Origin of the sequence: Rhizobium sp. 2YAF20, assembly GCF_052114685.1 — a bacterium.
In the GTDB taxonomy this organism is placed as follows: domain Bacteria; phylum Pseudomonadota; class Alphaproteobacteria; order Rhizobiales; family Rhizobiaceae; genus Rhizobium.
The window spans coordinates 27232-52551 of sequence record NZ_JBFRFF010000040.1 but is presented as its reverse complement, the minus strand read 5'-3'; the positions used below and the strand labels follow the sequence as shown (position 1 = coordinate 52551).

The 25320-nt window shown below is 58.1% G+C and carries 24 protein-coding genes, 1 tRNA gene and 1 pseudogene; 6 read left to right on the top strand and 20 right to left on the bottom strand.

The genetic code is table 11. From position 1 onward, the window contains the following. Window positions 1–374: 374 nt before the first annotated feature. From AB4Z52_RS29745 to AB4Z52_RS29735, 3 genes are all read right to left on the bottom strand, one after another. A complete protein-coding gene (locus AB4Z52_RS29745) occupies window positions 375–1010 on the bottom strand; it encodes a DUF1684 domain-containing protein (RefSeq protein ID WP_442221480.1) in 636 nt (211 codons plus the stop codon). A gap of 703 nt (window positions 1011–1713) precedes the next feature. Then, entirely contained in the window at window positions 1714–2202 is a 489-nt protein-coding gene (locus AB4Z52_RS29740) for an SRPBCC family protein (RefSeq protein WP_442221479.1), read from the bottom strand. After that, window positions 2177–2533: an ArsR/SmtB family transcription factor gene (locus AB4Z52_RS29735; protein ID WP_442221483.1), complete on the bottom strand. Its 357-nt coding sequence runs from the start codon at window positions 2531–2533 to the stop codon at window positions 2177–2179. The genes AB4Z52_RS29740 and AB4Z52_RS29735 overlap by 26 nt, the downstream gene beginning before the upstream one ends. A 153-nt stretch (window positions 2534–2686) precedes the next feature. Here AB4Z52_RS29735 and AB4Z52_RS29730 point away from each other — a divergent pair, with 153 nt between their 5' ends. Continuing rightward, window positions 2687–3328: a dihydrofolate reductase family protein gene (locus AB4Z52_RS29730; protein ID WP_442221478.1), complete on the top strand. Its 642-nt coding sequence runs from the start codon at window positions 2687–2689 to the stop codon at window positions 3326–3328. Between the two features lie 965 nt (window positions 3329–4293). On the opposite strand, the gene AB4Z52_RS29725 is transcribed toward AB4Z52_RS29730, so the two are convergent. Then, the gene (locus AB4Z52_RS29725; protein ID WP_442221482.1) at window positions 4294–4776 is read right to left on the bottom strand and encodes an Lrp/AsnC family transcriptional regulator; all 483 of its coding nucleotides are present in this window, start codon (window positions 4774–4776) and stop codon (window positions 4294–4296) included. A 96-nt stretch (window positions 4777–4872) separates the two neighbouring features. Here AB4Z52_RS29725 and AB4Z52_RS29720 point away from each other — a divergent pair, with 96 nt between their 5' ends. Both AB4Z52_RS29720 and AB4Z52_RS29715 read left to right on the top strand, forming a co-directional pair. Beyond that, window positions 4873–6372, top strand: a complete 1500-nt coding sequence (locus AB4Z52_RS29720) for an aminotransferase class V-fold PLP-dependent enzyme (protein ID WP_442221477.1) — start codon at window positions 4873–4875, stop codon at window positions 6370–6372. A gap of 32 nt (window positions 6373–6404) precedes the next feature. Next, window positions 6405–6521 (top strand): annotated as a pseudogene (locus tag AB4Z52_RS29715) (MBL fold metallo-hydrolase); the annotation flags it as partial. Between the two features lie 58 nt (window positions 6522–6579). Here AB4Z52_RS29715 and AB4Z52_RS29710 read toward each other — a convergent pair. The 11 genes from AB4Z52_RS29710 to AB4Z52_RS29660 all read right to left on the bottom strand — a co-directional run bounded on the left by AB4Z52_RS29710 (window position 6580) and on the right by AB4Z52_RS29660 (window position 17888). Continuing rightward, window positions 6580–7656 carry an NAD/NADP octopine/nopaline dehydrogenase family protein gene (locus tag AB4Z52_RS29710; protein ID WP_442221476.1) on the bottom strand — a complete coding sequence of 359 codons (1077 nt, stop codon included), beginning with the start codon at window positions 7654–7656 and terminating at the stop codon, window positions 6580–6582. Window positions 7657–7886: 230 nt separating this feature from the next. Continuing rightward, window positions 7887–8579, bottom strand: a complete 693-nt coding sequence (locus AB4Z52_RS29705) for an amino acid ABC transporter permease (protein WP_442221475.1) — start codon at window positions 8577–8579, stop codon at window positions 7887–7889. Window positions 8580–8598: 19 nt separating this feature from the next. Further along, window positions 8599–9306, bottom strand: coding sequence for an amino acid ABC transporter permease (locus AB4Z52_RS29700; RefSeq protein WP_442221474.1), 708 nt, complete (start codon window positions 9304–9306; stop codon window positions 8599–8601). 74 nt (window positions 9307–9380) lie between these two features. Then, the gene (locus tag AB4Z52_RS29695) at window positions 9381–10208 is read right to left on the bottom strand and encodes a transporter substrate-binding domain-containing protein (protein WP_442221473.1); all 828 of its coding nucleotides are present in this window, start codon (window positions 10206–10208) and stop codon (window positions 9381–9383) included. A gap of 19 nt (window positions 10209–10227) precedes the next feature. Continuing rightward, the gene (locus tag AB4Z52_RS29690) at window positions 10228–10965 is read right to left on the bottom strand and encodes an amino acid ABC transporter ATP-binding protein (protein WP_442221472.1); all 738 of its coding nucleotides are present in this window, start codon (window positions 10963–10965) and stop codon (window positions 10228–10230) included. Window positions 10966–11107: 142 nt separating this feature from the next. Then, window positions 11108–11674 (bottom strand): peroxidase-related enzyme, encoded by a 567-nt coding sequence (locus AB4Z52_RS29685; protein WP_442221471.1) that lies wholly within the window; start codon window positions 11672–11674, stop codon window positions 11108–11110. After that, complete coding sequence (locus AB4Z52_RS29680) at window positions 11671–12153, bottom strand: CMD domain-containing protein (protein WP_442221470.1); 483 nt, start codon at window positions 12151–12153, stop codon at window positions 11671–11673. Before AB4Z52_RS29680 ends, AB4Z52_RS29685 begins: the two co-directional genes overlap by 4 nt. Continuing rightward, window positions 12150–13619 (bottom strand): NAD(P)-binding domain-containing protein, encoded by a 1470-nt coding sequence (locus AB4Z52_RS29675; RefSeq protein ID WP_442221469.1) that lies wholly within the window; start codon window positions 13617–13619, stop codon window positions 12150–12152. Before AB4Z52_RS29675 ends, AB4Z52_RS29680 begins: the two co-directional genes overlap by 4 nt. Continuing rightward, window positions 13616–14590, bottom strand: a complete 975-nt coding sequence (locus tag AB4Z52_RS29670; RefSeq protein ID WP_442221468.1) for a LysR family transcriptional regulator — start codon at window positions 14588–14590, stop codon at window positions 13616–13618. Before AB4Z52_RS29670 ends, AB4Z52_RS29675 begins: the two co-directional genes overlap by 4 nt. Before the next feature lie 825 nt (window positions 14591–15415). After that, window positions 15416–16525: a sulfite oxidase gene (locus AB4Z52_RS29665; RefSeq protein ID WP_442221467.1), complete on the bottom strand. Its 1110-nt coding sequence runs from the start codon at window positions 16523–16525 to the stop codon at window positions 15416–15418. 484 nt (window positions 16526–17009) lie between these two features. Then, a complete protein-coding gene (locus AB4Z52_RS29660; RefSeq protein WP_442221466.1) occupies window positions 17010–17888 on the bottom strand; it encodes an SDR family oxidoreductase in 879 nt (292 codons plus the stop codon). A gap of 124 nt (window positions 17889–18012) precedes the next feature. Here AB4Z52_RS29660 and AB4Z52_RS29655 point away from each other — a divergent pair, with 124 nt between their 5' ends. Continuing rightward, window positions 18013–18648 (top strand): TetR/AcrR family transcriptional regulator, encoded by a 636-nt coding sequence (locus tag AB4Z52_RS29655; RefSeq protein WP_442221465.1) that lies wholly within the window; start codon window positions 18013–18015, stop codon window positions 18646–18648. Window positions 18649–18758: 110 nt separating this feature from the next. Here the strand turns inward: AB4Z52_RS29655 and AB4Z52_RS29650 are convergent, their stop codons facing one another. Further along, the gene (locus AB4Z52_RS29650; protein WP_442221464.1) at window positions 18759–19142 is read right to left on the bottom strand and encodes a winged helix-turn-helix transcriptional regulator; all 384 of its coding nucleotides are present in this window, start codon (window positions 19140–19142) and stop codon (window positions 18759–18761) included. A 136-nt stretch (window positions 19143–19278) separates the two neighbouring features. On the opposite strand from AB4Z52_RS29650, the gene AB4Z52_RS29645 reads away from it, so the two are divergent. Together AB4Z52_RS29645 and AB4Z52_RS29640 are read left to right on the top strand one after the other, a co-directional pair. Then, window positions 19279–20013, top strand: a complete 735-nt coding sequence (locus AB4Z52_RS29645; protein WP_442221463.1) for an NADPH-dependent F420 reductase — start codon at window positions 19279–19281, stop codon at window positions 20011–20013. A 64-nt stretch (window positions 20014–20077) separates the two neighbouring features. After that, window positions 20078–20464, top strand: coding sequence for a GFA family protein (locus AB4Z52_RS29640; RefSeq protein WP_442221462.1), 387 nt, complete (start codon window positions 20078–20080; stop codon window positions 20462–20464). A gap of 388 nt (window positions 20465–20852) precedes the next feature. Here AB4Z52_RS29640 and AB4Z52_RS29635 read toward each other — a convergent pair. From AB4Z52_RS29635 to AB4Z52_RS29620, 4 genes are all read right to left on the bottom strand, one after another. After that, window positions 20853–20926, bottom strand: a tRNA-Gln gene (locus tag AB4Z52_RS29635). Between the two features lie 175 nt (window positions 20927–21101). Continuing rightward, a complete protein-coding gene (locus AB4Z52_RS29630) occupies window positions 21102–21887 on the bottom strand; it encodes a glycosyltransferase family 25 protein (RefSeq protein WP_442221461.1) in 786 nt (261 codons plus the stop codon). A 16-nt stretch (window positions 21888–21903) separates the two neighbouring features. Beyond that, on the bottom strand, window positions 21904–23373 hold the full coding sequence (locus AB4Z52_RS29625) for an oligosaccharide flippase family protein (protein ID WP_442221460.1): 1470 nt from the start codon (window positions 23371–23373) through the stop codon (window positions 21904–21906). Between the two features lie 18 nt (window positions 23374–23391). Then, window positions 23392–25116, bottom strand: coding sequence for an FAD-dependent oxidoreductase (locus AB4Z52_RS29620; protein ID WP_442221459.1), 1725 nt, complete (start codon window positions 25114–25116; stop codon window positions 23392–23394). Window positions 25117–25320 lie beyond the last annotated feature (204 nt).

Sequence of the window (25320 nt, the reverse complement as noted above, 5' to 3'; positions counted from 1 at the left end):
GGTCTGCGCCAGTCCCTATGGCGACGGCTTTCAGCCGAGCAAACGCGCTCACAATCACCACAAAAAACTCGGCAATCACACGTACAAACACCAATTTCGCCCCGCCGGGACTAACAAACGCCGCTGCGATCGGCGGCCCGCCGGAAGATCCGATACACAAAACCCCATAGCTCAGAGAATGCCGACCGCGGGTTCCTGCATGAGAGGCTTTCGTACGCCTGACGGCACCCGAAACCCTTCACCATCTACGACATTCCGAGCACTCGACCCACACCCGAAAAGCGGACGCTAATTAGGCTAGACGGAAATACCGCGGCTGACCCTGTAGTTCAATCTTCTTGGAACTGCTCGGCACCCTCAATTGGCCGTAACTATCATTTCGAGATAGGAAGCCGTTCTCCGGCTCTCACAGCGCCTTTCAGTCGATTGCTCGATGGCGCTAATGGGCAGACATAGCGGGAAGAATAGGCGCACGAAGGAAAATAGGAGAAGTTGAAATCCAGCACGAGGGTGCCCTCCGGGCGGACAACTCCGAGATCCGCTCCCTTAATGGTGTCGAGAAGATATCGGCCACCGCCATACGTCTCGGTCCCGGAGGTCGCGTCGACAAACGGCAGGAACACGCCACCGCCGTACCCCTCAATCCAGTAAAGGGTCAATTCGCCACCCAATCTGGCCTCCAGCCCCTTTGTACGGGCGAACGTATGCATCGACAAGTCACCGTCCACTCCTGTTGCGACGGTTATCCTTTCCGGGGTTACCGGGACAAACTGTACCGTCAGGCGCAACGAGGGATCATAAGGATATATCGTCGGCCCTTCGAACGTTTTGCGGTCCGCAGGTTCAATTGGCGACTGAGGATGGTCGCGAAACATGGTCGAACGGGTGTCACACCAAAGCCCCCAAGCAGCACGCGCGTCCCGGCTAGAACGTACCTCGTAGTAGAGATTTGCGATCTTCTCGCGCCATTCCCAGAGTTGTTCGGTCTCGTTCAAATCATACCCTCCCATGTCGGAAATTACGTCGCTCGTTGATCGAAACGCTCGCCCAAGCGTCTCAGCGCAACTATTTATTTGCCGGGTTTATCTGCCTACGTGACCATTTGCGACGCACATTTGGGTGCCAAGTCAACGAGGACTAGACCACAACTAAAAAGCCTCGGCAAGCTGCCAACCCGATCCATTGGCCGGCTTTGTTGAACCCCATCCGGCTTTGCCCTCTGCGTGAGATCTATGAACTCGGAACTACTTGCCGAGGCTCAGTTATGGAGGGCGAGTCTTCGATGTGCGGGATACCGATGCCGCAAGTTCGCCGTCATTTCGGTCGTCCGAACCACGCGCTGGAGTACCTAAAAGCGGTCAATCCGCTTCGCCTTTGGCCACGTCCGGAAAGCGCCCAAAGCAGCCCACCCTTTGTCGGAACAACTCTACGCAAGTTACGAAAGCAGTCAGTGGCAATGTCGATGCGCTACTACGCCTGACGAAATAACCACACGGCGGCTATGGGCTTGATTACGACGCCCTCTACCCAGGCGTGGGCTGGCTACTTGCGCCCCCATGCCGTCAACAGATCATGATAGCGGCCGCTCGAGAGCAGACATCGTGTCTGGCCATCCTGTTCCGTCAAGCTGTGACCTGGGCGATCATGCAGCTCGATCTGCACGCCGCCTCGGCCAGCGCCAACTGGCGCGAGCGGCACCGATCGGCCGGAGGCTCAGCGGTCCAGCCAGGCGGCGAGTCCATCCAGCGTCTGCAGCCCGTATTCCACCGCGCCGAAGCCGATGACAAACTGACGCCGCTCGCGGCTTGGATGGAGCTGGCGCAAGGTCAGCACCGTCTTGCCGTCGGCCTGCTCATCGAAGGTCACCGTGGTGCGGAAACGGTCGGGGTCATCAGGATCGGGCGTGCCATAATCCATCACGATCCGCTCGTTCGGGACGATCTCCAGAAAGCGCATGAGGTTCGGGAAGCGCTGCTCCCGGCCCTCGAACACGCCCACCATGTCGAACCGCCAGAGCCCACCCTCGCGGATGTCGGCCTCGTGGCTCTCGATGCTTAGGCCGGCTGGGCCGTACCATTCGGCGAGCGCCCTGGGGTCCATCCAGGCGGCAAAGACCTTGTCGCGTGGGTGGTTGAGCACCTTGACCAGCACGATTTCGCGGTCGAGCGACCAGGTCTCAAACAGGTTTGCCATGTCCTTCATCATCCTCTTCCGTTTTGTCCAGGTAGACTTCCAGGCGAACCAACCGCTCGGTCCAGCGGCGGCGCTCCGCTATCATCCAGTCCGCCGCCTCGTCGAAGCGCGCTTGCACCAGCCGGCACCAGCGGCTGCGCCCGCGCTTCTCGCTGGCGATCAGCCCGCAATCTTCCAACACCTTGAGATGTTGTGCGAAGGAGGGCAGCGCCATGTCGAAAGGCTCGGCGAGCGCGCTGACCGGCAACTCGCCCTCGACCAGCCGCGACACCACCGCGCGGCGGGTCGGGTCGCTGAGAGCGTGAAAGGCGAGGTCGAGGGGGGTCGAATGGTAAGGCATGTGCATCCGTAAAGTGGTCCGGGGCGCCGGTCAAGGACAAAAAGGCACTTGCCTTAGTATCCGGCTCCGGATATGAAGGTACTTGCCTTAGTGTCCAGCCCCGAATGGAGGGGCGGTTGTGGTGCAACACCTTTTTTTCAAGGAGGATTTCCAGTGGTAGTTCGTGTCGATCTCATGATCTCGCTCGATGGTTTCGCGACAACGACGGACCAGACGCCCGAAACCCCGTTCGGCGAGGACTGGCCGCGTCTCGTCGGCACATATGCGGCAACGCGAACGTTCCGTGAGCGCGTGCTCAAGGATACGACGGGGGAAGGAACCACAGGTGTCGACGACGATTATGCGAAGGAATATTTCGAGAATGTGGGCGCCGAGATCATGGGCGCCGGCATGTTCGGACTGCACAACTTTCCCGACGATCCGGACTGGCGCGGCTGGTGGGGCGACGAGCCACCATTCGGGTGTCCTGTCTTCGTCCTCACCCACAAGCCACGCCCCCCCATAGAGATGGCCGGTGGCACCACTTTCCACTTCCTCGATACCACCCCTGTCGATGCGCTCCAGCAGGCTGTAAGCGCCACAAACGGCAAGGATGTAAGGATAGGCGGTGGTCCTACCGTCGTTCGCGACTATCTCAAAGCTGGCCTTGTCGACCGCCTTCATGTTGCGATCGTGCCGATTTTGCTCGGGCGCGGCATCCGCTTGTGGGACGATCTGCGCGGCTTGGAAGCTGGCTGCACAGTCAAGGCGGAAACGTCACCGAGTGGCACCATCCACCTCACCTTCCAACGCTAGCCTGCGACTTAGGGCGATCATGGACTGTCCACAGGCGGTCCATGATGTCGGCTTATCGAGTTGCCAGTCCAGGTGCTAACAGTCTCTTCCGGCCCCAAGACGGTTATCCATCGCAAGTGAGTCGACGCCCGCTACTGGCGCGACCATGGCCACAGAATGATCGCGGCTGAAACAGGATCCCCGGCCAGCTTCCGCGCGGAGACAGGCAGCGTTTCGAACCTAGGAAATCACAGAACGGTTTGCCGCGAATTGTCTGTAACTAGCTGCAAAGACAATGCTTTTCGCCTTGGGAATTGGGCGTCAAAGGGTGTGCAATATGGGCCCAAAAATAGCCCGCCTGGGGAACCCGGATTTTACATGATTTCAATGGCTTATCGAGATATCCCTTGAATTCCCTTGGTTTTGCCGCCGCGAGCGACCGTGGATGCCACCTTTGTGCCCTGGCTTAGGATCTCAGTCAAGATGATGGTTGAGAGGCAACTATTTCCGCTTTTGCGCGAAGAGAACGGTGGTTTCCGATTGGCGAGACGTTCTCTCCCGCGCTCGTTCCCGGTATCGACGGTACGGGAAATGGTCTCTTCTGGCGAACCGGGTTCCGATCATCGGGTGATCCGATTATAATGGTGGCTGGTATTGTGCGAGAGCCATTCTCTACCTTCATCCTACTCGTGGCCATTGCGAAGTCGTCTCGCGACGTTGTGCCGGCCCTGCAACGCAAGCGCTGACCTGAGCCCCGTAGTTTGCCCGATGCTTGACAATGCGCTTGCCAATCTCGAAGCTCCAGCCGTCGAGATCAAAGGGTTTGCCGACGTTGGGCAGATGCCCGAGCTGATGTGCGCGAAGCGATGATGGTTTGGATGTGGTGTCCTGTGGGCGGTCATTCAGGCCAAGCTTTCGAAGGCGTCGCAGGCAAGCATCAAAATCTCGATCGCAAGCGAACAATCTCCCCGCTTGACGGCGTCGGATTATCGTATCCGGCCCAGATCCACGGCGCGATTGCGAATAATGGCCTCCATGGCAAAATAGCCTGTCACCGTCGCCAGATCGAAATTCGTGATCAGCTTCTGATAGAAGGCATCGTAGCCGGATATTCCGCGTGTCACGACCTTGATCAGATAGTCCCAATCCCCGCCGATCCGGTAAAAGTCGATGACCTCGGGCAGCCTGTCGACGTGCTTGCGGAAATCCTCAGACCATTCTTTGGAATGGTGGCGAGTACGGATCATGACGATTGCGGTCAAATCAAAGCCGAGCAGTTCGAGATCGATCTCGGTGCGCGATCCGCCGATCACGCCACTTGTCTGCAGCCTTTGAAGCCGCCGCCAGCATGCATTTTGCGAGAGCCCCACCTGCTCGGCCAAATCACGCTGTGCCAGGGATGCATTTCGCTGAAGGCAAGTCAGGATCTTCAGATCAATCTCATCAATTTTAACACCTTTTTCGATCATTTGACCCATATATGCGCAAAACCCCCTCAAAAACGGTGAGGTATTCGACCCTGAGGGGGATTAGTATCGCTGTCAATTCCTATGTGGAGACTGACAATGCGCGAACGATCCGACCGCTCCCAATCAAAAGAACTCGTCACCGTTCTCAGCAGGTTCAAAACAAGCCTTGATGTGGCCGATCCAATCGCCGCACTGAGAGATGGGCTCATTGGCTCGAAGGCGAAAGTCGACGGGCCATTCGGCCTTAAGGATCTGGTCTATGCGGACTACGTCGCCTCTGGGCGCGCGCTAAGACAAGTCGAGGAATTCGTTCTCGAAGAGGTGCTGCCCTATTACGCAAACAGCCACACCGAAGCGTCGTATTGCGGGGGCATGATGACCCGGCTGCGCCGCGAGGCTCGGTCGGTGATCGGGGAATGCTGTGGAGTCGACAAGCAGCACGCCGTCATCTTTGCCGGATCCGGTGCAACTGCCGGCCTCAACCGCCTCGTCAAGTTGTTGGGCGTCACCGATGCCGTCGCTTCCGGCCGGCGGGTCCGTGTCATCATTGGCCCCTATGAGCATCATTCGAACATTCTGCCATGGCGAGAAAGCGGCGCAGACGTCATCGAAATCGCCGAGGGTAGCAACGGTGGTCCAGATCCTATCCTGTTGCACGAAGCTCTTGAGCGCGTCGCTGCAGACCTTACGATCTGCTCGTTTTCGGCGGCCTCGAACGTCACCGGCATCTCCACTGATATCGCGGCGATCACGAGGATTGCGAAGACGGCTGGCGCAAAGGTCGTCTGGGACTATGCGGGCGCCGGGCCCTACATGCCGATTTCGATGACACCTGACAAAGGTGTTGAAATCGATGCGATCGTTGTGTCTCCGCATAAGTTCCTCGGCGGCCCCGGAGCGTCGGGCGTGCTGATCGTGCGGCACGATGCCGTCGCAACCAGCAAGCCGTCCTGGCCCGGCGGCGGCACTGTCAAATTCGTTTCGCCCACCGGCCACGATTACAGCGACAGCTTGGAAGCTCGGGAGGAAGCCGGTACCCCCAATGTCATAGGCGACGTCCGCGCCGCACTGGCATTCCTCGTCAAGGACGCGATCGGACTGGACGAGATCCAGCGGCTGAACGGCGAGTTTACCCAGAGAGCTTTCGCCGCTTGGCAGGATGTGTCGGAGATTGAGCTCCTCGGTTCTGCCTCGATGGCAAGGCTGCCGATCTTTTCATTTCGCGTCCGAGACGGCAAGGGCGGCTATATCCATCAGCAATTGATCACCCGGATGCTCAGCGACCGCTTCGGCATCCAAGCCCGCGGCGGCTGTGCCTGCGCCGGCCCTTATGTGCATCGGCTGCTCTCCATCGACGCCGAGATGTCGGATCGGATGCGGCAGGCGATCTTCGACGGCAACGAGATCGAGAAGCCTGGATTCACAAGACTCAATTTCAGCGTCCTGCTGTCGGACGAAAAGATCGCCTTCATTCTCGACTCTGTTGTGCAATTGGCGCGGGATGCCTCTTCGTATCAGGCGCACTATACGTTCGATCCTTCGCGGGCGATCTTCTCGCCGCTTGCATCGGATCTGCGGGAAGTAGCCTATGCGTAGACCCGACTTCGCAGACTTCTTCGAGCCGCGCGATGCAATACGTGGTGAGCGACCCGCAGACCAAGGCCTGCGCCATTATCGATCCGGTTGTGGACTTCGACGAGAAATCGGGTTCGGCGGCGACGCATAACGCCGATACTCTGCTGGACTAAGTTCGCGACCAGAACCTGCATCTTCAGTGTGTTATGGCGCGGGGCGGACGGTGCTTTAAGCGGCATAGCCCTGCTTGCAAAGCGACTTCAGATCCTCGGGTGACAGCCCGTCTAATGCGAGGTCCAGCAACAGGTCGTTTGCACTTGCCAGGTCAATGCCATAGGCGGCGGAGAAAATGCGGATTCCTGCCTCGTGAAGAATGGCAGGTCGACCGCTCAAGTGGCCAAGAAGGACTGTCGGCAACAGGCCGAACGGGACGTCTTCCAGCACATAGCGGCTATCTGCACTCTTGGGTCCGAACCCGCAGCGCCCCTCGGCATGCATCTGTTGGTTCATACCCGAGACGCTTCCCATCGGAACATGGAAGGACAGCGAAAAATGCTCTCGCACCGTCCTGACCGAAAGTCCGAAGCTTTGGGCAATCGCAAGCCTTTCGGCATCGAGCGCTTCGATGAAGCGGCCGACAGCTGGCGTGACGTGCTCGCCCTGTCCCCAGGTCTCGCCTTTCTCCATGCGTGTCAGGTTCATCAGCGCAATGCCGAGATGGTTCTGCGGGTTCAGATTGCTGAGCGCGATCGCAAGGAGCCCATCACGCGCGATGAAACGATCCCCGAAGAGCTGCGTGCAGAGTTCCATACCCAAATCGCTCGCGCAATTCGGCAGGGTGGCGACGTCGACCTTCTGGCGCACCGTATTGATCTGCACCTTGTGGTCACTCTGCTGGCGCGCCGTGAGGATGGTCGTACCCCAGACGATGATCGGTAGCACGGTGCCGCGCTCGGCAAGCTTCTTGGAAAGGTATAGCGCGCCGAACGAACTGTGGGAGCTGATGATGACCGGCTGTCCGTCACGGAGATAGGGTGCGGCCGCATCCATCGCTGCGCGGTGACCATTTGCGGGCATCGCGATAATCGCACCATCTGCCTCGGCGAGCGCAGAAGCACAGTCGTCCGCGACCGCGACCTTTGCGGAAAACTCGAATGCGCCCTCAGCGACGAGAGGCTTGCCCTTAGCAAGCCCCCGAGTGCGCTTGCCTGAAGGTGACCATAGGACTGGCACATGGCCATGCTTGGCCAGAAAGGCAGCGAGGCCGAACGCGATTGATCCGGCTCCAAGAATAGCGACGCGCATCTGGATCCTTCCTCCTCGTGCAATCTTTAGAATGAACCAGCGCGTCATGAGCAACCTTGGCCACCGCTAGGCGTCCGCCGCAACAGCCGATGCCAGGCCGTAGGCCCTCGCAAGTGCGCACTTGTCAATATTCATCGGAGCAGATTTGGAAAACTGAGGTCCGGCAAATTCCAGTCTCCTCAATCCGCGTCGAAGGACGACTTTTTGAGAGAGCTTCGAAGAGGCCGCCGTCAGGTTCGTACCCTTAGGGCTTTCTCCGTCCTGTCGGCGATCTGGGTGACGATGTAGGCCATAACCATGTAGATGATGACGGCAATCACGAAGGCTTCGAGGTAGTAGAAGTTCAGCGCGGCAGTCAATTGCGACTGGGCGAAGATGTCGACGACCTCGATTGCAAACCCGAGAGACAACGCCTTCATGATCACCATGACTGAGTTGGCAAGGTCCGGAATGGCGGCGACGACGACTTGAGGAAACAGGATCCGCCGAAACAGTTGGCTGCCGGTGTAGCCAAGCGAGTGAGCGGCGTCCGCCTGACCGGTGTCAAACGAGTTCAGGGCACCCTTTACGACCTCCGCTTGGAACGCGGCCACGCATGCGATCAGCGCAACGACGAGGATAACCCAGTTAGGGGTTCCGTAGCCGTTCATCTTCACTCCGACCAGTGAGGCAAGGTACTGAAGTATGAACGGAAGGCTGTAGTATACAAGGAAGATCACGACGACCATCGGGACGCCCTTAAAGATGACCTTGTATGCCACGACGAGTTCCCGAAGCACAGGTATCCGCCTGTGTTCAATGAGCGCAAAAAGACTGCCGATGATCGTCGAGAAGACGAAGATCGTCAGCGCCATGGCGACCGTGACGGGCACGGCGCCGAGGATATCCCACAAGTCCGGGAGTAAAACATCCATATCAAACATGTGTTGATTACTCTCTCTGTCAGACGCTTGCCATGAGGACGTTCTTAACCGGGGCCACGTTCGGTAAATACCTGGAAGAGCGAAGCTCGAAGGCGCGCACGATGAGCCACGTGATCAGGCACATCACCGAATAGATGACCGCCAGCACGAGATAGGTCTGGAACTGGTACTGGTTATAGTCCCGTTCCATGATCAGATGCGCAGTCGCCATGACGTCCGCTGCCCCGATGTACATGACCAGCGCGACATTGTGGATCAGGTAGATGATGGAGTTGCCGTAGCCTGGCAATGCGATGTGCACAGCCTGTGGCCCGACGACCCGCGTGATCTTCTGTCGGAAGGTGTATCCCAGGCTGTCTGCCGCATCATGTTGACCACGGTCGACGGCCAGATATGCAGGCCGCATGACTTCTGACAGATACCCGCCGTGATAGAGGCTGAGCCCTACCATCGAAGCGACCGTAGCTGACAGAAAATCTGGAACCCCAACCAGTGCTCCCAACAAGGGAAGTCCGTAGAACGCCACGAACAACTGGAGGACGACGGGGACGCTCCGGGCATAGGACACGTAGAGATCGGCCAGTTGGCTGATCACCGGCAACCTGCGGACGCGGTACGTCGTCGCAATGAGAGCCAGACAGAAACCGACGATCATGGCGGTAAACATGATCGCGAGCGTCAGCGGCATCGCCGAGAGCAGCTCGGGAACCATTGCAGAAAGATCCACTTTGAAACACTCCCTCTTACAGGTTCAACCTTGAACCGCTGCATATGCAGCGGTTCTTCCAGGGTGAGCTTCGATTACTTCATGTAGGTGGAGATATCTTCGCCGAACCACTTCTGCGAGAGCTTGGCGACCGTACCGTCATCCTTCAGTTCCTTGAGCACTTTGTTCACGTCGTCTGCTAGGACCTTGTTTTCATCCGACTTGTGAATGAGGACGAAGGTGTTGTTGATGGAGACCGGCTCGGACGCCACGATGTCGAGCTTCTGCTGGTCGATGACGGTCTGCTCGCCCAAGTTCGACGGCAGAACCAGCGCGTCGTACTTTCCCTGCTGAATTTCGTTCAGGCGGTTTGGGTAAGGGACGCCGGCGTTCGATGCAGTGACGTTGAGCTTGTAGCCTGGGTTCTGGTCCTGCCAGCCCATCATGAACTTGTAGGTGCCGCCGCCGGCCGTGACCGGCACGATCTGCTTGCCGACCAGGTCCTTCATTTCCTTGATGCCGCTATCCTTTTTGCTATAGATCTTCATCAGGCTGGCGCCCTCTGGGTTCTCCGGGATGAGGAACTGCTTCATGCGTGCGTCCGACTTGTAGTAGCCGCCGACGGCCATGTCATACTTGCCAGTCGCAAGACCAGTTTCCTGCGCGATATCGGCGACGCCTTCCATTTCGAACTTGTACTGCGGAAGCTTTGCATTGATCGCCTTGAGGAGGTCGGGCTCATAACCCTGAGGCTCAACGCCGATTGCGCCCCATGCCAGCGGCTTGGATTCTGCCGACGTCGCGATCTTGATCGTTCGGACTGTCTGAGCGTGGCCGGCGCCTACGGTTGCCAGGGCGATTGCAATGCCGCCGACGACGGCGCGGCTGAACTGACGGCGGAATGTCGAAGTGATAGCAGACATTTCTTGGTTTCCCTTTATGTTAGTGCACGAGTTCAGAGTTGAGGAATTGCGCAAGGCGTGGATTGGACGGCTGGTCGAAGATTTCAGCCGGGCTGCCGTCGGAAGCGACGACGCCTTTGTCCATGAAGACGATGCGGTTTGAGATGTTCTTCGCAAACTGCATCTCATGGGTCACGAGCAACGAAGTGATCCCCGAGGATGCGACGTCCTTGATCACCTTCAAAACTTCACCAACGAGTTCGGGATCGAGCGACGAAGTCGGTTCGTCGAAGAGCATCATGTCCGGCTTGACCGCCAGCGCTCGTGCGATGCCTGTGCGCTGGAGCTGCCCACCCGAGAGCTGGGACGGGTAGTGGTCTTTCCTGCTGGAAAGACCGACGCGGTCGATCTCCTGGAGGGCGATGTCCCGCGCCTCGTCCTTCGACTTGCGCTGCACGACCACAAGCGGGTCCATCACATTCTCAAGAACCGTCATGTTCTTGAAGACGTTGAACTGCTGGAACACCATCGCCGTCCGCAGCCGGATCGCCTGGACCGCGTTCTTGTCCGCGTGCTGGTAATCCATCTGGATCCTGTCGAACGTGATGGTTCCGGATGCCGGCTTGGCCAGATAGTTGATGCACTTCAGCAGCGTGGTCTTGCCAGTGCCGCTGGGCCCGATGATCGACACCACGTCACCGCGTTTTACGGAGAGATTGACGCCGTTCAGGATCTGCGAGGATCCATAGGACAGCTTTAGATCTTTGATTTCAAGCATTTCTGATTGGTGTCCTTTCGGGCGTGAGGCGTTGCGACCAGGATTTCATGCGCATTTCAGACCTCCTTTGTTTTTATAAGCCAGCCGTTCCGATTGGCGCCTGCCGAAGACACCCGAGCCGGGTGCGTTGATTGCATGCCCGTTATTTGCCGCTGTCTGCGTGGCCGAGGACGTGCATCAGCCGATTTGCCCAGCCGAAGATCGAGATGGCATGAATTAGGTCGATGATCTCGACGTCATCCATGCCGACGGACCGCAGCGACGCTATGTCCTCAGGCGCAGCCTCTGACGGCGTCACCGACAGGCGGCGGGCAAATCTGTAGATCGCAGCATCGCGCGGCCCGAGCTCCTCGGGTTTGTCGAGATAGAGTGCGGTGACCACGTCATCGTTCTTGGTCAGCTCCGCATGCCGGCGAGCGTGGGTAACAGCACAAAATATGCAGCCGTTGACGATCGATGCACCAAGCGCACCAAGTTCACGATCGGGGCGAGCAAGGCCGCCGTCGACATACATGATCGCATTGAACAACACCGTGCGGGCAACGTAGCTCTCGGGATCATGGACGAGCGTGCGCACATATTCCGAAACCTTCTTGGCAGATGGCGTGACCTTCATCGCCTCGAGCTGTTCCGGTGTTGCTTCGGAAAGCTCGACCGGTGCAATGTGCGGATGCCAGTTCAGCGGCTTCAGGCGAACTGAGGATATCATGCGGACCTCATCAATCTCAGGCCGGTTGCGACCCGCGTCTGGAAGTTGACGAAGGCGATCAGCTCGGAAAGTGCTACGATCTGCGGATTATCCAATCCCGCCTCAACAAGTCGGGCGATATCGCTCGCTTTTGCCTTGATCGGCGTCAGCGTAATCAGATCGACGTGACGGGCGATGGTCGCCAGTGGCCCTTGCAGATCGGTCTCGCCTTGAGCCAGAGCCAGCAACTGCCCCGTCGGTTCGAGTTCTGCCAACTGTGCGTCATATTCTGCAATCAGTGCATGATCGGTATTCAGTGCCGCGATCCGGCGGGCCAGCGCGACCCGCAGCGCTATTGCCAAACCCAGGCCATGCGCCGGTGTTAACACGGAGAGGCGGCAAAGTTCTGCGCCCTTTACGAATTCCGGCCGGAACCGTCGCGCTATGAAAACCGCATCGTCCGGAGAAAGGCCGGCTGCCTTGTCCATGGCATCGATCACAATAACGTCCCCTTCTGAAGAAATGGCGTTGAATCCACCCATTCGTCACCTTGGAGTTCGGGGGTGTCATAAGCGACCAAGTTGGCGAAATGGGCTTCGACATCTTCGGCAAAAAGCGATGCGGCAATGCCGCGGACCAACCGGTCGGCGCCGGCGCTGACGGCCGGAATATCACCAGACACTTTGCCATGGGTCAGCATGGCGGCGTCGTTGAAGCAGTGGATATGCGAAAGCATCGGGCAGGAACCGGGAACCTTCTCGCGGAATTCGAAGGCAGGACCGAGATCCGGCGCCTCCGACATGCCGCGGCGAAACGGCCCCATATCAGGCGTCTGCCGGCCGTCCGACCAGCTGCGGATATGAGGGGCGAGTGCTGCAAATTCCGGACGGCCGTTGAAGTCGTTGGTGAAGCCGGTTGCAGCGATCAAGAAATCGTAGCGCATCGGCCCCTGCGTGGTTTCGATGACCAGGCCGTCGGCCTCCTCTCTGACCGCGACGATGCCGCAGTCGAGGAAGAACCGGGCATTCTCATGTCGGGATACCCGCAGCGTCGACGAGCGCGGCGGCGGCGTCTGGGTCGTGGCAGTGTATTCGACGAACTTCCACTTCCAGGCATCGGGTAGCCGATGCATGCCGTGCACGACCCCCTGGCTGCCAATGCCTGTCATCTTGTTGATACGTGGCATTTCCTGGCGGCGGATCAACAGGTCCACAGCTCCGGCACCTGCTTCAAGTGCGGTCGCGGCGTTGTCCATCGACGAGGCGCCGGCGCCGATCACGGCGACACGCTTGCCCTTTAACGCATTGAAATCGATGTCGTCGGCAGAATGAGCCCAATAGGCATGATCGACAACTTTCAGGAACTCGGGCACGGCAAAGCCACCCAGCCCTGAGCGGCCGGTGGCCAGAACCAGATGACGGGTCAGCACCCGGCCCGTTTCGGCACCTTCGATATCGATGGCAATGAGATCGCCAACCGACGAAATGCCAGTCATCCGCACGCCGTTGCGTACCGGAAGATCAAGCACCTTGCGGTACCAGACGAGGTAATCCATCCACTGGCTCTTTGGAATCTTGTCCAGAGTTTGCCAGGCGTCGATGCCCCACTGCGCGGTGAACCAGGCACGGAATGTCAGTTGCGGTAGGCCGAGCGCCGGACCGTGCAGGGTCTTCGGCGACCTAAGCGTCTGCATTCGGGCGAAAGTGATCCACGGCCCTTCGAACCCCTCCGGAGCAGCATCATAGGCGACGACATTGCTCATCCCCGTCAGCATCAGCTTTGCCGTGGCCGCAAGTCCGCACATGCCGGCACCGATAACGACGACATCCCGGACAGGTGCGCCATGATGCATGCGCTCGGGGACCCAAGGCTTTGCGGGCATTTCGAGATAGTCGAGATCCTGCGCAAGCTGGGCTTCCAGCGCGGCAAGTCCGGTTGACATTGAGTGGGTGGGCGTATGCTTCATAGTCTAGTTCCGTGATCTGTGCCCGATGGCTGCCCGGTCACCAATTGGCCGGCCGTGGCCGGATCGAGCCTCTTGAAACCGGAGATCGACCGTTCCGCCACCACTTCGACCGCGTCCATCAACGCCTGCGCAACGGGGCGAAGCGGCCGTTTTTCGGCCGCCAGGACGCCCCAATAGAATGGGACGTCTATATCAATCGGGCGGATAACGACGCCGGGCATGCTAACGCCATACGAGGTGACGGGGTCGATGATTGCCACGACACCACTTACCTGACGCACGATCTGCAACGCGCCGTAGGAAATATTGGTCCGGATCACCGGGCCGGTTTCGATGCCGCGGGCTGCCAGCGCCCGAGCAATATGGAGTTGGAAGCGCAGCGGATTGAGCATCGTGGCGAGACGACGGCCACCAAAGGCGGCCAGTGGCACGACATCAAGCGCTGCGAGCGGATCGTCTTCGCGAAGAGCAATCACGGTCGGCGCCGAATAAAGCCGCAGAACATCAAGGCCAGGTAGATCGAGTGGCAGGCTGGAGAAACCGATGTCGGCGCGCCCACTTCGCAGTTCCTGTGCCACGATTGACGCAAGGAAATGGCCGATATGCGTCTCGTGCGGCAGTTCGACGTCCTTCAGTTCTGCCATGGCCTTAGGGATCAACCCGGTGCCGATTGCAGATGTCGTGGCGATCTGCAGGATCCGACCCTTACCGGCAGCAATCATCTTTGCCCGCGCGGCAAGTTCGGTGAAGGACATCAGCAAACGCCGCGCCTCCTCCTCGAAAGCTACACCCTCTTCCGAAAGCTGCACGCGACGACCCACGCGATGGAGCAGCTCGAAGCCGAGCTCGGCCTCGAGATCCTGAATGGTGCGGGTTACCGACGGCTGGGAACGCCCGAGCATATCAGCAGCTTTGGTGATGCTACCGCTGGCAGCAACTGCGAGGAAGGTCTGGAGATCGCGAGTTTCCATTTTCTCTCTTATGCGATTTTTGTATGATTAAGATCATCTCATCCAAAATTGATATCTGTCAAGCGAGAAAGATTAATTTTGATGCGTCGTTTGATCTGCCTAATTTACGGGCGATATGATGGGCGAGTACTGGCCCGACATGCATTTCACGCGTCAAATTCCGCTGTTTGAGATGCTATATCGATGAGGCGCCGCAAGGCCTCTGTCCCGGGAGGTCCTTCTAACCTCGGGGTTCCGCGGTTAGAAAGCATTTTCTACTAAATTGATGATTATAATGGATATATAATTTCTGGTGGGGAGACACGGTGCTACGCGGAGTCGACTGACTTCGGTTCCGCAATAGACAATTTCCGGCCAATCGTGTGCGTGGTTTCGAACAGCAAATACTGGCCAGAAAGTCGTCTTTCTATCACTAATCAACAAGATGGCTGGTGGGTGATGTGGGGTTATTCCCAACACCGACGACTGGACGCAAATTATTGGAAAGAAGACAATGTTTTTGGCTGAGGAATCTAGATTCCAACGTTATTTCAATGGCTTATTGAAATTGCCTTGAAATTCTCGGTGCTTTTCCATCGCGAGCGGCCGTGGATGCCACCTTTGTGCCCTGGCTTTGGGCCTCAGTCAACGGGAGGGGTCGAGTGGCAATTATTTCCGCTACCGGGGCCAAAGGCGCCGTATGGCGGATCACCGCATGCATGGCCGCTCTGCGCCCTCATAGTGATCATCGAGCCAACCGTCGCTGTTGCTGCAAAGCGGGCATGACGCAGTGACAACGCGGGTCGCAGTTGCGCCAAAAGCCGCCATTCCGCCCCATGCGGGTGATTAGATCACGAATTCCTCCTCGTACGTCTGTGGCTCGGGAACGACTGTAACCTCCACCGGAACGATCCAATTGGCCGCGTAGCTCTCGCAGTCGGAACGCTGGAGGTCGGGTTGCACGCACCCCGCCCTATCGATCGCGCGACATCGCAGTATATATCGCCCCACTTCTTTAGGGGTCCACATGTACTCCCACAAGCGCCAAGCAAAGGGACGTTCTGTTTCGAGGAGCCTTCCCTCGCGCCAGCCCCTGCCATCTCCGGTGCAGACCTGCACCTGCCGGATAACAGCCTCTCCGCTCCAGGCGGCTCCGAAAATCCGGTACGGTTGGCCGGCGATGAGATGCGCCCCGTGTACGGGACGCGCGATCTGCGCTTTGACCTCCATCTCCGCAAGGGGGACCAGCCTGGGTTCCCCGAGGCTGCGCTCCCAACGGAAATAGTCGCGCGCCTGCCAGTAGCCAAGGAACGGTTGCTCCACAACCGTGATATGCGTGATCCACTTGACCCAAGCCATGCCGAACCAGCCACCCACGACCGCGCGTAGCGGGTAGCCGTGATCGCGCGTCAACGGCTGCTCGTTCATCGAATAGGCAAGGATCGTGCTGTCAGCGATGGCCTTCTCAAGCGGTAAACTGCGCGCAAAAGCGATGGGGCCGGGAGAAGCCGTTTTCTTGTTTGTGTCGACGACGCCGCTGTCGGCGCCTGCGAGCAGAACCTCACGTGCGGTTCGCTTAACGCCCGCCATTTCCAAAATCTCGCGCAGAAGAACACCTGTCCACGCGGCATTGCCGACGGCTCCGTTCTGCCACTGCAACCCCTCCTTCGGCGGCACATAGTAGACGCGCCCGTTCCCTGCACACTCGACGACGGCGGTGAAAGTCGTGCTCCGCATCGCCTTGATGCTGTCGAGGTCAAGTTCGATCGGCCGCTCCACCGCCCCGCCAACGCGCAATCTCCAGTCTCGCGCATCGAGGTCCGGCGACGGGAAATGGTTTCGCACGAAGAACAGCTCGGTTGGGATCAGCCAATCGGAGAGCGACGCAAACGGAAACTCGATGTTCTGTGGGGATTTCTGTCGAACTATTAGACTGGGTTGCTGTGGTGTCGGCATCGTCCTCGTCTCCCCTTTCAAGAGCACAACGTCGGCTCTCGGTCGCGCGAATTCCGGTACGATCACACCGCCCCTCGCAGTGCCTCTGTCGCATTCCGCCTTCGGGCCGCATTCTAGCACATACCGCACATTCCTCGGATCGACCTCGAACGGCAGCAAAGCGCCTTCTTCTCAGTCATAGAGGCAGTTGTTGCATCTGCCCGAAAGCGGCCATCGCATTGATGTTTGAAGCCATGACATCTGTGCGCCGATATCGTTGAAAAACTCAATTGATTGGCCGCTCGTTATCGCCTTTGGCCGCAGGCTGTGCGTTGTCGATCCCGCGCGCTTTGGCGCAGGGTGTCATCTGCGCCTTGCGGCGGTAGCAGTGGCCTCGGACACTATACGCGGCAGCGAAGCTATATGCGACGACGTTAGCGCACAAACGGATCCACAGCGCTCCGCCCAAAAGGCGGCACTGGCACCACCCGCCAACCGCAGAGTGTCAGATCATGCTCGACATGCCGAGCGCGCTGAGCAGGTCGTTCTGAATTGGGCTTACGGCCTCGTTCAGTCGCTGAACACCAAAATCCATGCCTTCAGGCATGACGACCGTCCGCAATGGACGCCGCTCCGTGGCCTCGACCAGTTGCACGATGGCATCGGCCACGCGCTGGGGCCGCGGGGGATTGGCCTCGTCGTGTCCGGCGTTGGCATTGGCCTTGATCTGACCCGGGATCACCGCGACTTCGCCGTAGGATGCAAGCACGGCCTGATCGGATGGCTCCGGGCTCGACGAGATGAGGTTGCTCGGGAATGGCCCTGGCTCGACGATGACGGAGTCGATTCCAAAGCCCTTCAGTTCATACCGATAGGCCTCGGCAAGCGCCTCGAGCGCAAACTTGCTCGCGGAGTAGGTGCCGAAGAACGGAAAGACCACCCGCCCCATCAGGGATGTCACATGAACCAGGAGACCGCTGCCGGCGGCACGCATATGCGGCAGCACGGCGCGGTCGGCCCGCACCGCGCCGAAGAAATTGACCGCAAAGAGCCGTTCGACGTCCGCGACCGTGTAGGCTTCCGTGACCCCGACGGGCATTATTCCGGCATTGTTGATCAAGGCATCGATCTTTTTGTGCTGCATAACGACCTGGTCGATCGTGGAATTGACCGAGGCCTCGTCGGCGACATCCATTTCAAAGACTTGCAGCCCATGCCCCTCAGCTTTCGCCGCGTCGATGAGCTCGCTCCGCACTTGGGCGTTTCGTCCTTCGACGTCTCTCATGGTCGCAACAACGGTATGACCCCGCCTTGCAAGCTCCAATACCGTGAGTTTTCCAAAACCACTGCTCGCGCCTGTCACAACAACGACTTTTCCGCTCATCTCAAGACCTTTCTTTGAAATCCATTGGGTGCGATTATCAATAGACAGACCTGTATGTATTTGCAATCCCAAAATTTACAGAATAGTCTGTCTAGATGCGAACGAAGAATCTGAGGTTTGGAAAATGCAAACGCGCAGCGTGCTTGAAATTGTGGATGTGGAGGGACAACCGCTTAACGCCCTCGCCCCGCGAGACCGTATACTAAAGACGGCATCGGACTTGTTTTACCGGTTCAGCATCCACTCTGTCGGGATCGATCGCATCATTGCCGAAAGCGGCGTGGCCAAGATGACGTTCTACAAACACTTTCCGTCGAAGGCCAACCTGATCGCCACCTATTTGCGTTACAAAAGTGACATCTGGTTTCAGATGCTCGCAACCTCCACTGAAAGAACCGGACTATCGCCGCTGGAGCGCGTCCTCGCTATTTTTGACGCGCTAGACGAACCTTTCCGTGCGCCTTCTTTCCGTGGCTGTCCGTTCGTGAAAGGACTGGCCGAGTTCGGACCGGAGGCAAACTCCCCTGACGTACAGGCAACCATCGCCTTCTATTTTAAGGGCTTACATGAATTTGTTGCCTCACTCATTGAGCCCCTGGCATTGAGCGACCCCGAAAAAGCCGTGATCCAGATCCTGTCGCTCATCCAGGGCTCGATTGTGATGGCGCAATCGACGCCCGATCCAGGACTTGTTAAGACAACCCGCGATGCAGCCAGAGTGTTGCTCGAGAATGCGTTGATCTCGTCGTCTGAAACCTGAAGTTCGTGTCACAGTGGGGTAGACGGCCCCGGCGCCAGCGTCGCTCGAGGCAGCGGCTTCCTTGTGATCAGGCGATGCACAACGGGCAGTCACCGAAATGGTTTCATCGCTTACGGCGAATCTTGCGGCACCGCGGCACGCGCGTCACGTCGCATGAACGCCCAGTCGATTAGTTCCGCCATGGATGGACCGAGTGCGATTCCCATCTCACTCAGTGCATATTCGACCCTTGGCGGGACCTGTGGATAGACGGTTCTTGTCACGACACCGTCCTTCTCCAACTCCTTGAGTTGCTGGATCAGCATCTTCTGGTTCACGCCCTCTACGCGCTTTTCGAGTTCCGAAAATCTTAGCGGACCTTTTCCGGCGAAAAGCTGGCAGATGATGACGATCTTCCACTTCCCTTCAAGGACCCGCAGAGCATCCCGGGTTGCCGTCGCCCATACCATTCGCTGCTTGGGGTCGTCACAGCGCCAGTCTCGCTCAATTGCCATACTTACCTCAAGGTAGGTTACCCACTTATTAGTCGGTTCTTGCCGTATCGGATAGCTATACCTATTCTTCGGAGTACAACAAATCACGTCTCCGTACGAGTGCGCGTGAATTCCATACTCACCGCAAGGAAATGATATGAAGATCGGAATTATCGGCGCAGGGAACATCGGCGCGATACTCGCACGCAAACTCGGAGCCGCAGGCCACGAGATCAAGCTCGCCAATTCCAAAGGCCCGGAATCGATCCGCGACCTCGCTGCTGAAGTTGGTGCGACGGCTATGACCAAGGAAGATGCCGTGACAGGGGTGGATACTGTGATCCTCTCCATCCCGTTTTCAGCCTATCGCGACCTTGCCGGGTTGTTTGAAGATGTTCCCGATAACGTCGTCGTCGTAGACACGTCCAACTACTACCCGTTCCGTGACGGGGCGATCAGCGACGTCGATGGTGGCAAACCGGAAGCGGTGTGGGTCACCGAGCAGATCAAACGACCCATCATCAAAGCCTGGAACGCGGTGCTTGCTGCGACCCTTGCGGAAAAGGGCGTAGAGAAGTCGCAACCCGGCCGCATTGCCCTTCCGGTAGCGGGTGATGACCTCGAAAAGAAGTCGCTTGTCATGCAACTGGTAGAGGCAACGGGCTTCGACGCCCTTGATGCCGGGGGTCTTGTGACCTCCTGGCGACAACAGCCAGGCACCCTTGCCTATTGCACGGAACTGACTGCTGGTGAGCTGCAATCGGCGCTCGAAAAAGCTGACAAAATCCGCTCTGCGGGTAACCGCGAGGCGCTGGTCAAGGTCTTCATGGAAAAAGGCAGCAGCCTTACTCACGATGACATCGTAGCCCAAAACCGCGCCGGGACCGCGTGAGCGAAGATTAGTATCCTCGATACTAATTTCACGCCGTGATGGCGGATCAATGACGGGAGCATTTATGCATAAAGGCAGTTGTCTCTGTGGCACAGTGAAATACGAAGTTCGCGGCAAGCTAGGTGCGGCGATCTATTGCCACTGTTCGCGTTGTCGCAAGGCGACCGCTACCGCATTCGCGACCAATGCGCCCGTCGCGACCAGTGACTTCGTCTTCATTGAGGGCGAGTCGGCGCTGACGGTATTCGATTCTTCGCCAGGCGTTCATCGCCTCTTCTGTTCCAACTGCGGTTCGCCGATCATTAGTCGCCGCGATTCGATGCCGGATGTCGTGCGCTTGCGGCTAGGGACCCTCGATACGCCGTTGCCGGCGCCGCCGACCGCGCATTATTTCGTCGCCTCGAAGGCCGAGTGGTACGACATACACGACGACTTGCCCCAGTTCACGTGACGCTCGATGCATTACAGTTGCATATCGCAGGCGTGCTGCACGAGCCGCTCCTCCTCGAGACGATCTCCCGCTCCGGGCCGTAAGCGCTGGCGTGAACACTACGGGTGAATGTCGGCTTCGCCCAATCGAACACTGAAAGCCGGCATTCCCCTTCCGGCCCCTAAGCGGACCCGGCGCCTTGTTCCGATTAGTTACGCAATCTATGGAGCCTGCTCGCCAACGGGCCTGCGCAGGCGTTCGCCCTTGCCTGCCACCTGCGACGCCGCGCATTCATTTCTGCGTGGGCATCACCTGTGGGCTACAGTTCTGGGCATCAGGTCGCCATTGATGCCAAAACGGGATCCGGCACGACTGGAAAATCAAGAAATTAGAGGGATTTAGCGAGAATTGGCTGGGGAACCTGGATTCGAACCAAGATTAACGGAGTCAGAGTCCGTCGTTCTACCGTTGAACTATTCCCCAAACGGCGCACCGCCAAAGTGCGCGGGTCGTTTTCGCTGACGAGGACGTCATATAAATGATTTCCCTCTCGATGCAAGCCCGTATTGGTTCAAATTCCCAATTGTCCCACTGCCAACTATTTTGCCGGGCGAAGCAGCCTTGGAAACAGGCTTGCAGCTCGTAGAAAGACGACGGATCAGCACTCCGCACGTTTCCAAAGGCGCGACCACAAAAACAGCAGGTTGGCCATTTCCTTGTGAAACTTGTTCTCGATTCGGAAGATGTAGTGTTGCAGCGAGCTAGTCTGGACAGCGCCCTTGCTGTGCTCCCGATCCTGTAGGATTGTCGATGTGAACGCCCTTTCGACGCACGGGAACGGAAAGATCGCATAGATTGCCAGCCCGTGGTTCCAAAAGCGTCCGAGTTCCACATCAATGGGCATGTCGATGGCTTTGATCGTGGCAAGGAATCGGGTCGCACCTTCCCGGCTTATGACATAGGCCTGCGTCCCGTAGGGATCGCTCCTGAAGCGGACGACCTGCTGCTCACCAAAATACCCAATCACGTCGGCCCGCTTAATCCTGCGCGCGAAAAGACGGAGGCAGTCAATCTGCCGATTTTCCAGCTCCTTCGTCAAAAGATGGAAGTCGAATTCAGGATCCACCCAGACGTCGTCCTCAAGGACGAGGAGCCACCTGTGTTGGCTGCGTTCAACGAATTGCTTCAAGACCTCGAAGTGACTTTTGAAGCAGCCGATCTCGGCATTGCTCAATATGCGCCCGCATTTGGCAAGTTGCCTCTTGGGCTCAATGGTCAGGGCGACGGGCCGTTCCGACGTCGCTGCATCGAAAAACTCCCAGTTTAACGATTTAGCACCCTCTAAATTCGCTGAAACCGCGTCACGCCTGCGAAAACTTCCGCTAAGGCTGATGACTTTGGCCGCAATCGTTTGGGAATTTGTTGTCACAGGGACGGTGCTCATGATTCCTCCCTTGCCGTCATACGGCGGGCCTGAATTTGTGCTTGAATAGCCTGACGAGGAGATCGTATTCCGCAGGACGCCTCGCGTTGGTCATCTTGAATGTCAGGACGATGCCTGCGAGGTAGGCGATGATCGACATTGCAGCCATCAGGCATGCGAGCGAGGTGAAACGTACGAAGCCAAGGTCGTAGTTTCTGATATACACTGCCGGAATGATGAAGAGGCCCATCAAAAACATCGGCAGGAAATGGCGAGTCAGCTCTTTGCATTGACGCATGAGGCTGAGGCCGATCATCGACTTGATGATCAACATCGAAACGATCAGGCTGATAGTCGCTGCAAGCGCCTGGGCAACGACTATTCCCTGCATGCCGGCGACATAGCCGAGGACGATGACCAGAACCGCCTTGCTCGCCAGATCCGACATGTTCTTGATCGTGACGAAATGCATCCGGTTGACCGTCATCGCCAGCGAGGGAATGGGGATCGTCGGGAGCGCGAGGATGGCAATCAACGGCAAATACCGAAGAAGGTAGGCCGTGTTGGTCCAGGATGGCCCGAGGAGCACATCGACCACCACATCCGACAATATGGAGATCAACAGCAGTACCGGCGCGACGAGGAGAACGATGGCGGATGAGGCCTTGAGATATGCTTCTCCCAATTTTTCAGTGGTACCCATATGCGCAAAGGCGACAAGGAATGGGCGGAAAAGCGGCTGTACGATTGCTTGAAACGGGACTCCGGTAATGTCGTTTGCGACCGAGTAATGGCCGAACGACGCCAGATCGACGAAACGCGGAAGCAGCAGCTTTTCAAGCTGCCAGTTCAATGACTGGAGAACCTGGGAGACCATGTTCCATCCGATCATCTGGGCAAAGCGATGCAGTTCCTTCAGCGTCAGATGCGGCCGTAGCGGCGAGTAAGCGTAGGACATGCTCACTGTCAGCGCCGGCCCGGCAATGGTGCCGGCGGCAATCGCCCAATAGCTTCCCGTCATCCAGGCGGCCCCCGCGGCCACAATCAAGGAGGTGAGCTTGGCGGTCAGGTCCATGACAAAATCCGGACGAAAATCGAGCCGCTTCGTAAAGAGGATCATCCGAGGGCTTCTCAGCCCGCGCAGGACGGGGGCAAGCGACAGCACGCAGACCAACGCCGTAAGTTTCGGCTCCTGGTAGAAAAGCGCCAGCGGATAGGCCAGCAGACACAGGAGCGCTGAGATAAAGATGGCTCTCAGAATCCCGAGGGTCAGCGCAGTATCGAACATGTCCTTGGTGATATCGGGAAGCCTGACCAACGCCGCCCCCACTGGCAGCTCGAATATCGCCTCGGTTATGAGAACCGACGTCATGGCCATCGCTACCAGGCCGAAATCCGATGGACCGAGCATTCGTGCCAGACACAGCAGCGTGACGAGATCTATCGCTTTCGAAACAAGCTTGCTGCCAACCGTCCAAATACTGGCTCTGGCGGTTCGATCCGACAAGGTAGGTTCCATCAACAGCTAAACTCCACTGAGGTCGGCCTCGGATGCTTCCACATCGACAAGGGGTTGAGGCATGGTCATCCCGGTTCTATGCCTCGTCTTCAGGTGATCCGAAAGACGGATGGCCAGCGCCAGCATCATCAAGGTCGGATTGGCGTGCCCGCCGGTTGGAAAGACCGAACTGCCGGCGATGAACAGACCGTCGATGCCGTGAACCATCGCATTGGCATCGACGACGCTATTTGCTGGGTCATTGCCCATGCGCGTCGAACATGAAGGATGGGCCATGTCGATGAATGTGGCCTTGCCCGGATCATCCTGCTCGATCCACTCGGCGAGTTGGGATCCGGGCAGTCCAACGCGGTTGAACTCCGCAAACAGCAGACGGCCCAGCCGTTTCATGCTTTCGACCTCTACCGAGCCGATCTTCCAGTCGACCCGCGCGCGCGGGATGCCGAAAGGGTCCCGACTTTCCGACAGGGTAATGCGGCTGTCAGGATCGAGCTGTTGCTCCGCCATCACATCGAAACGCAATTCGACGGACTTATGCGGCAGCCCGTGCTTGTGAACCAGCCGGTTATAGAGCCCGGATGCGATCATCCCCGACGACGCCAGCACGCAGGAAACGTCTGCAAGTGCTGTCCGCTTCTCGCCGCGCGAAAGCCGCGCGAGTGCGGCCCAAGGATTGTTCTGGGAATGGACCTGCGCGGGGTAAGCGGCGCAATTCGTCAGACCTTCCCTCGCCTGGACATCGGGACTTAGGGATAGGCCACGCAAGTAGTAGCGTGCCTTGCCCTTATCCGTCAGACCGAAGAAATTGAACTGCGAAGCAACAGCCTTTATTCCGGTTCCAGTAAAGCGGATCAACGACGCCCTTGGATGATCGACCAGATAACGCCCGACCACGCCCCTGTCATTTCCGATCCCTTCGTTAGCAACAGAATTCGATGACAGGAGCAGCCGCGCATTTTCGATGCCACCACCGCAAAGGACGATCGTATCGGCGCGAATCCTGGCACTCTGGCCGTCAAGACTGCTGACGTCGAGCGAATGGGCGCGCCGCCCGTAGGGGTCGAGATTGATCTCGGTCACCGTCGCATAGGTGAGGAAATCGACATTGGCTGCATCCGCGTCACGAGCGAGATTGACAAACCGCATCGGTTGCCTGCCGCGATCGCGCTCTTTGCTGAATTGCCAGAAGAAGCTGCGCAGGAGTTGGCGGTCTATCCCGAGGTCGGCCGGGGGCGAGCGCAATAGTTGCTCCAGGCCTTCGTCGTAGATATTCGGCCCGAGATTCAACAGTTCGGAAGCGCGATCAAGCGCTGTTTGAATGTCGCGACGCTTGAAGGGCCAGCCCGTATGGCGCAGCCAAGGGCGCGATGCGAAGTCCATGTCATCGAAGGCCGCGGATTTGCCAAGCCAGGTGTGGCTGCTGCCACCCAACAGGCGATTGCGCAGCTCGAATGCGGGGATATCGTTGAGCCAGGAGAGCGCGTCGGTGTATCCGCGGCCAATCTCCTCAGCGCCACTGCGCTTTACCGGTTCGCCGACATTCTCGACGGCGTTCAGAGTTTGCGTTTCGCTGTCATATTCAAGACCGCCGCTGTCGACGACGAGCACCCTGATCCTGGTATTGGCCAGCTCGCGAGCGATGGTCAATCCTGCCGGCCCGCCGCCGATGATGGCGACATCGGCTCGCAAAATCGAATTATGCGGAGCATGGCGGAGGTCTCGAATCGTCATTCACATAAAATCCTTGCGGTCTAATAGGTTGATAGCAAAATACCGTCACAGGCGAAAATCGTCCAATGTACATAGCCGCCTCGGCTCTCTACCGATTTCGGATAGTCACCCGCCAATCTAACGCCATCCCGTCTAGCTGAAAGGCCAACTGAAATACACGTCCGATCCGGTCTAGTCTCTGAGTGTGCGATCCGCCGACCCAAA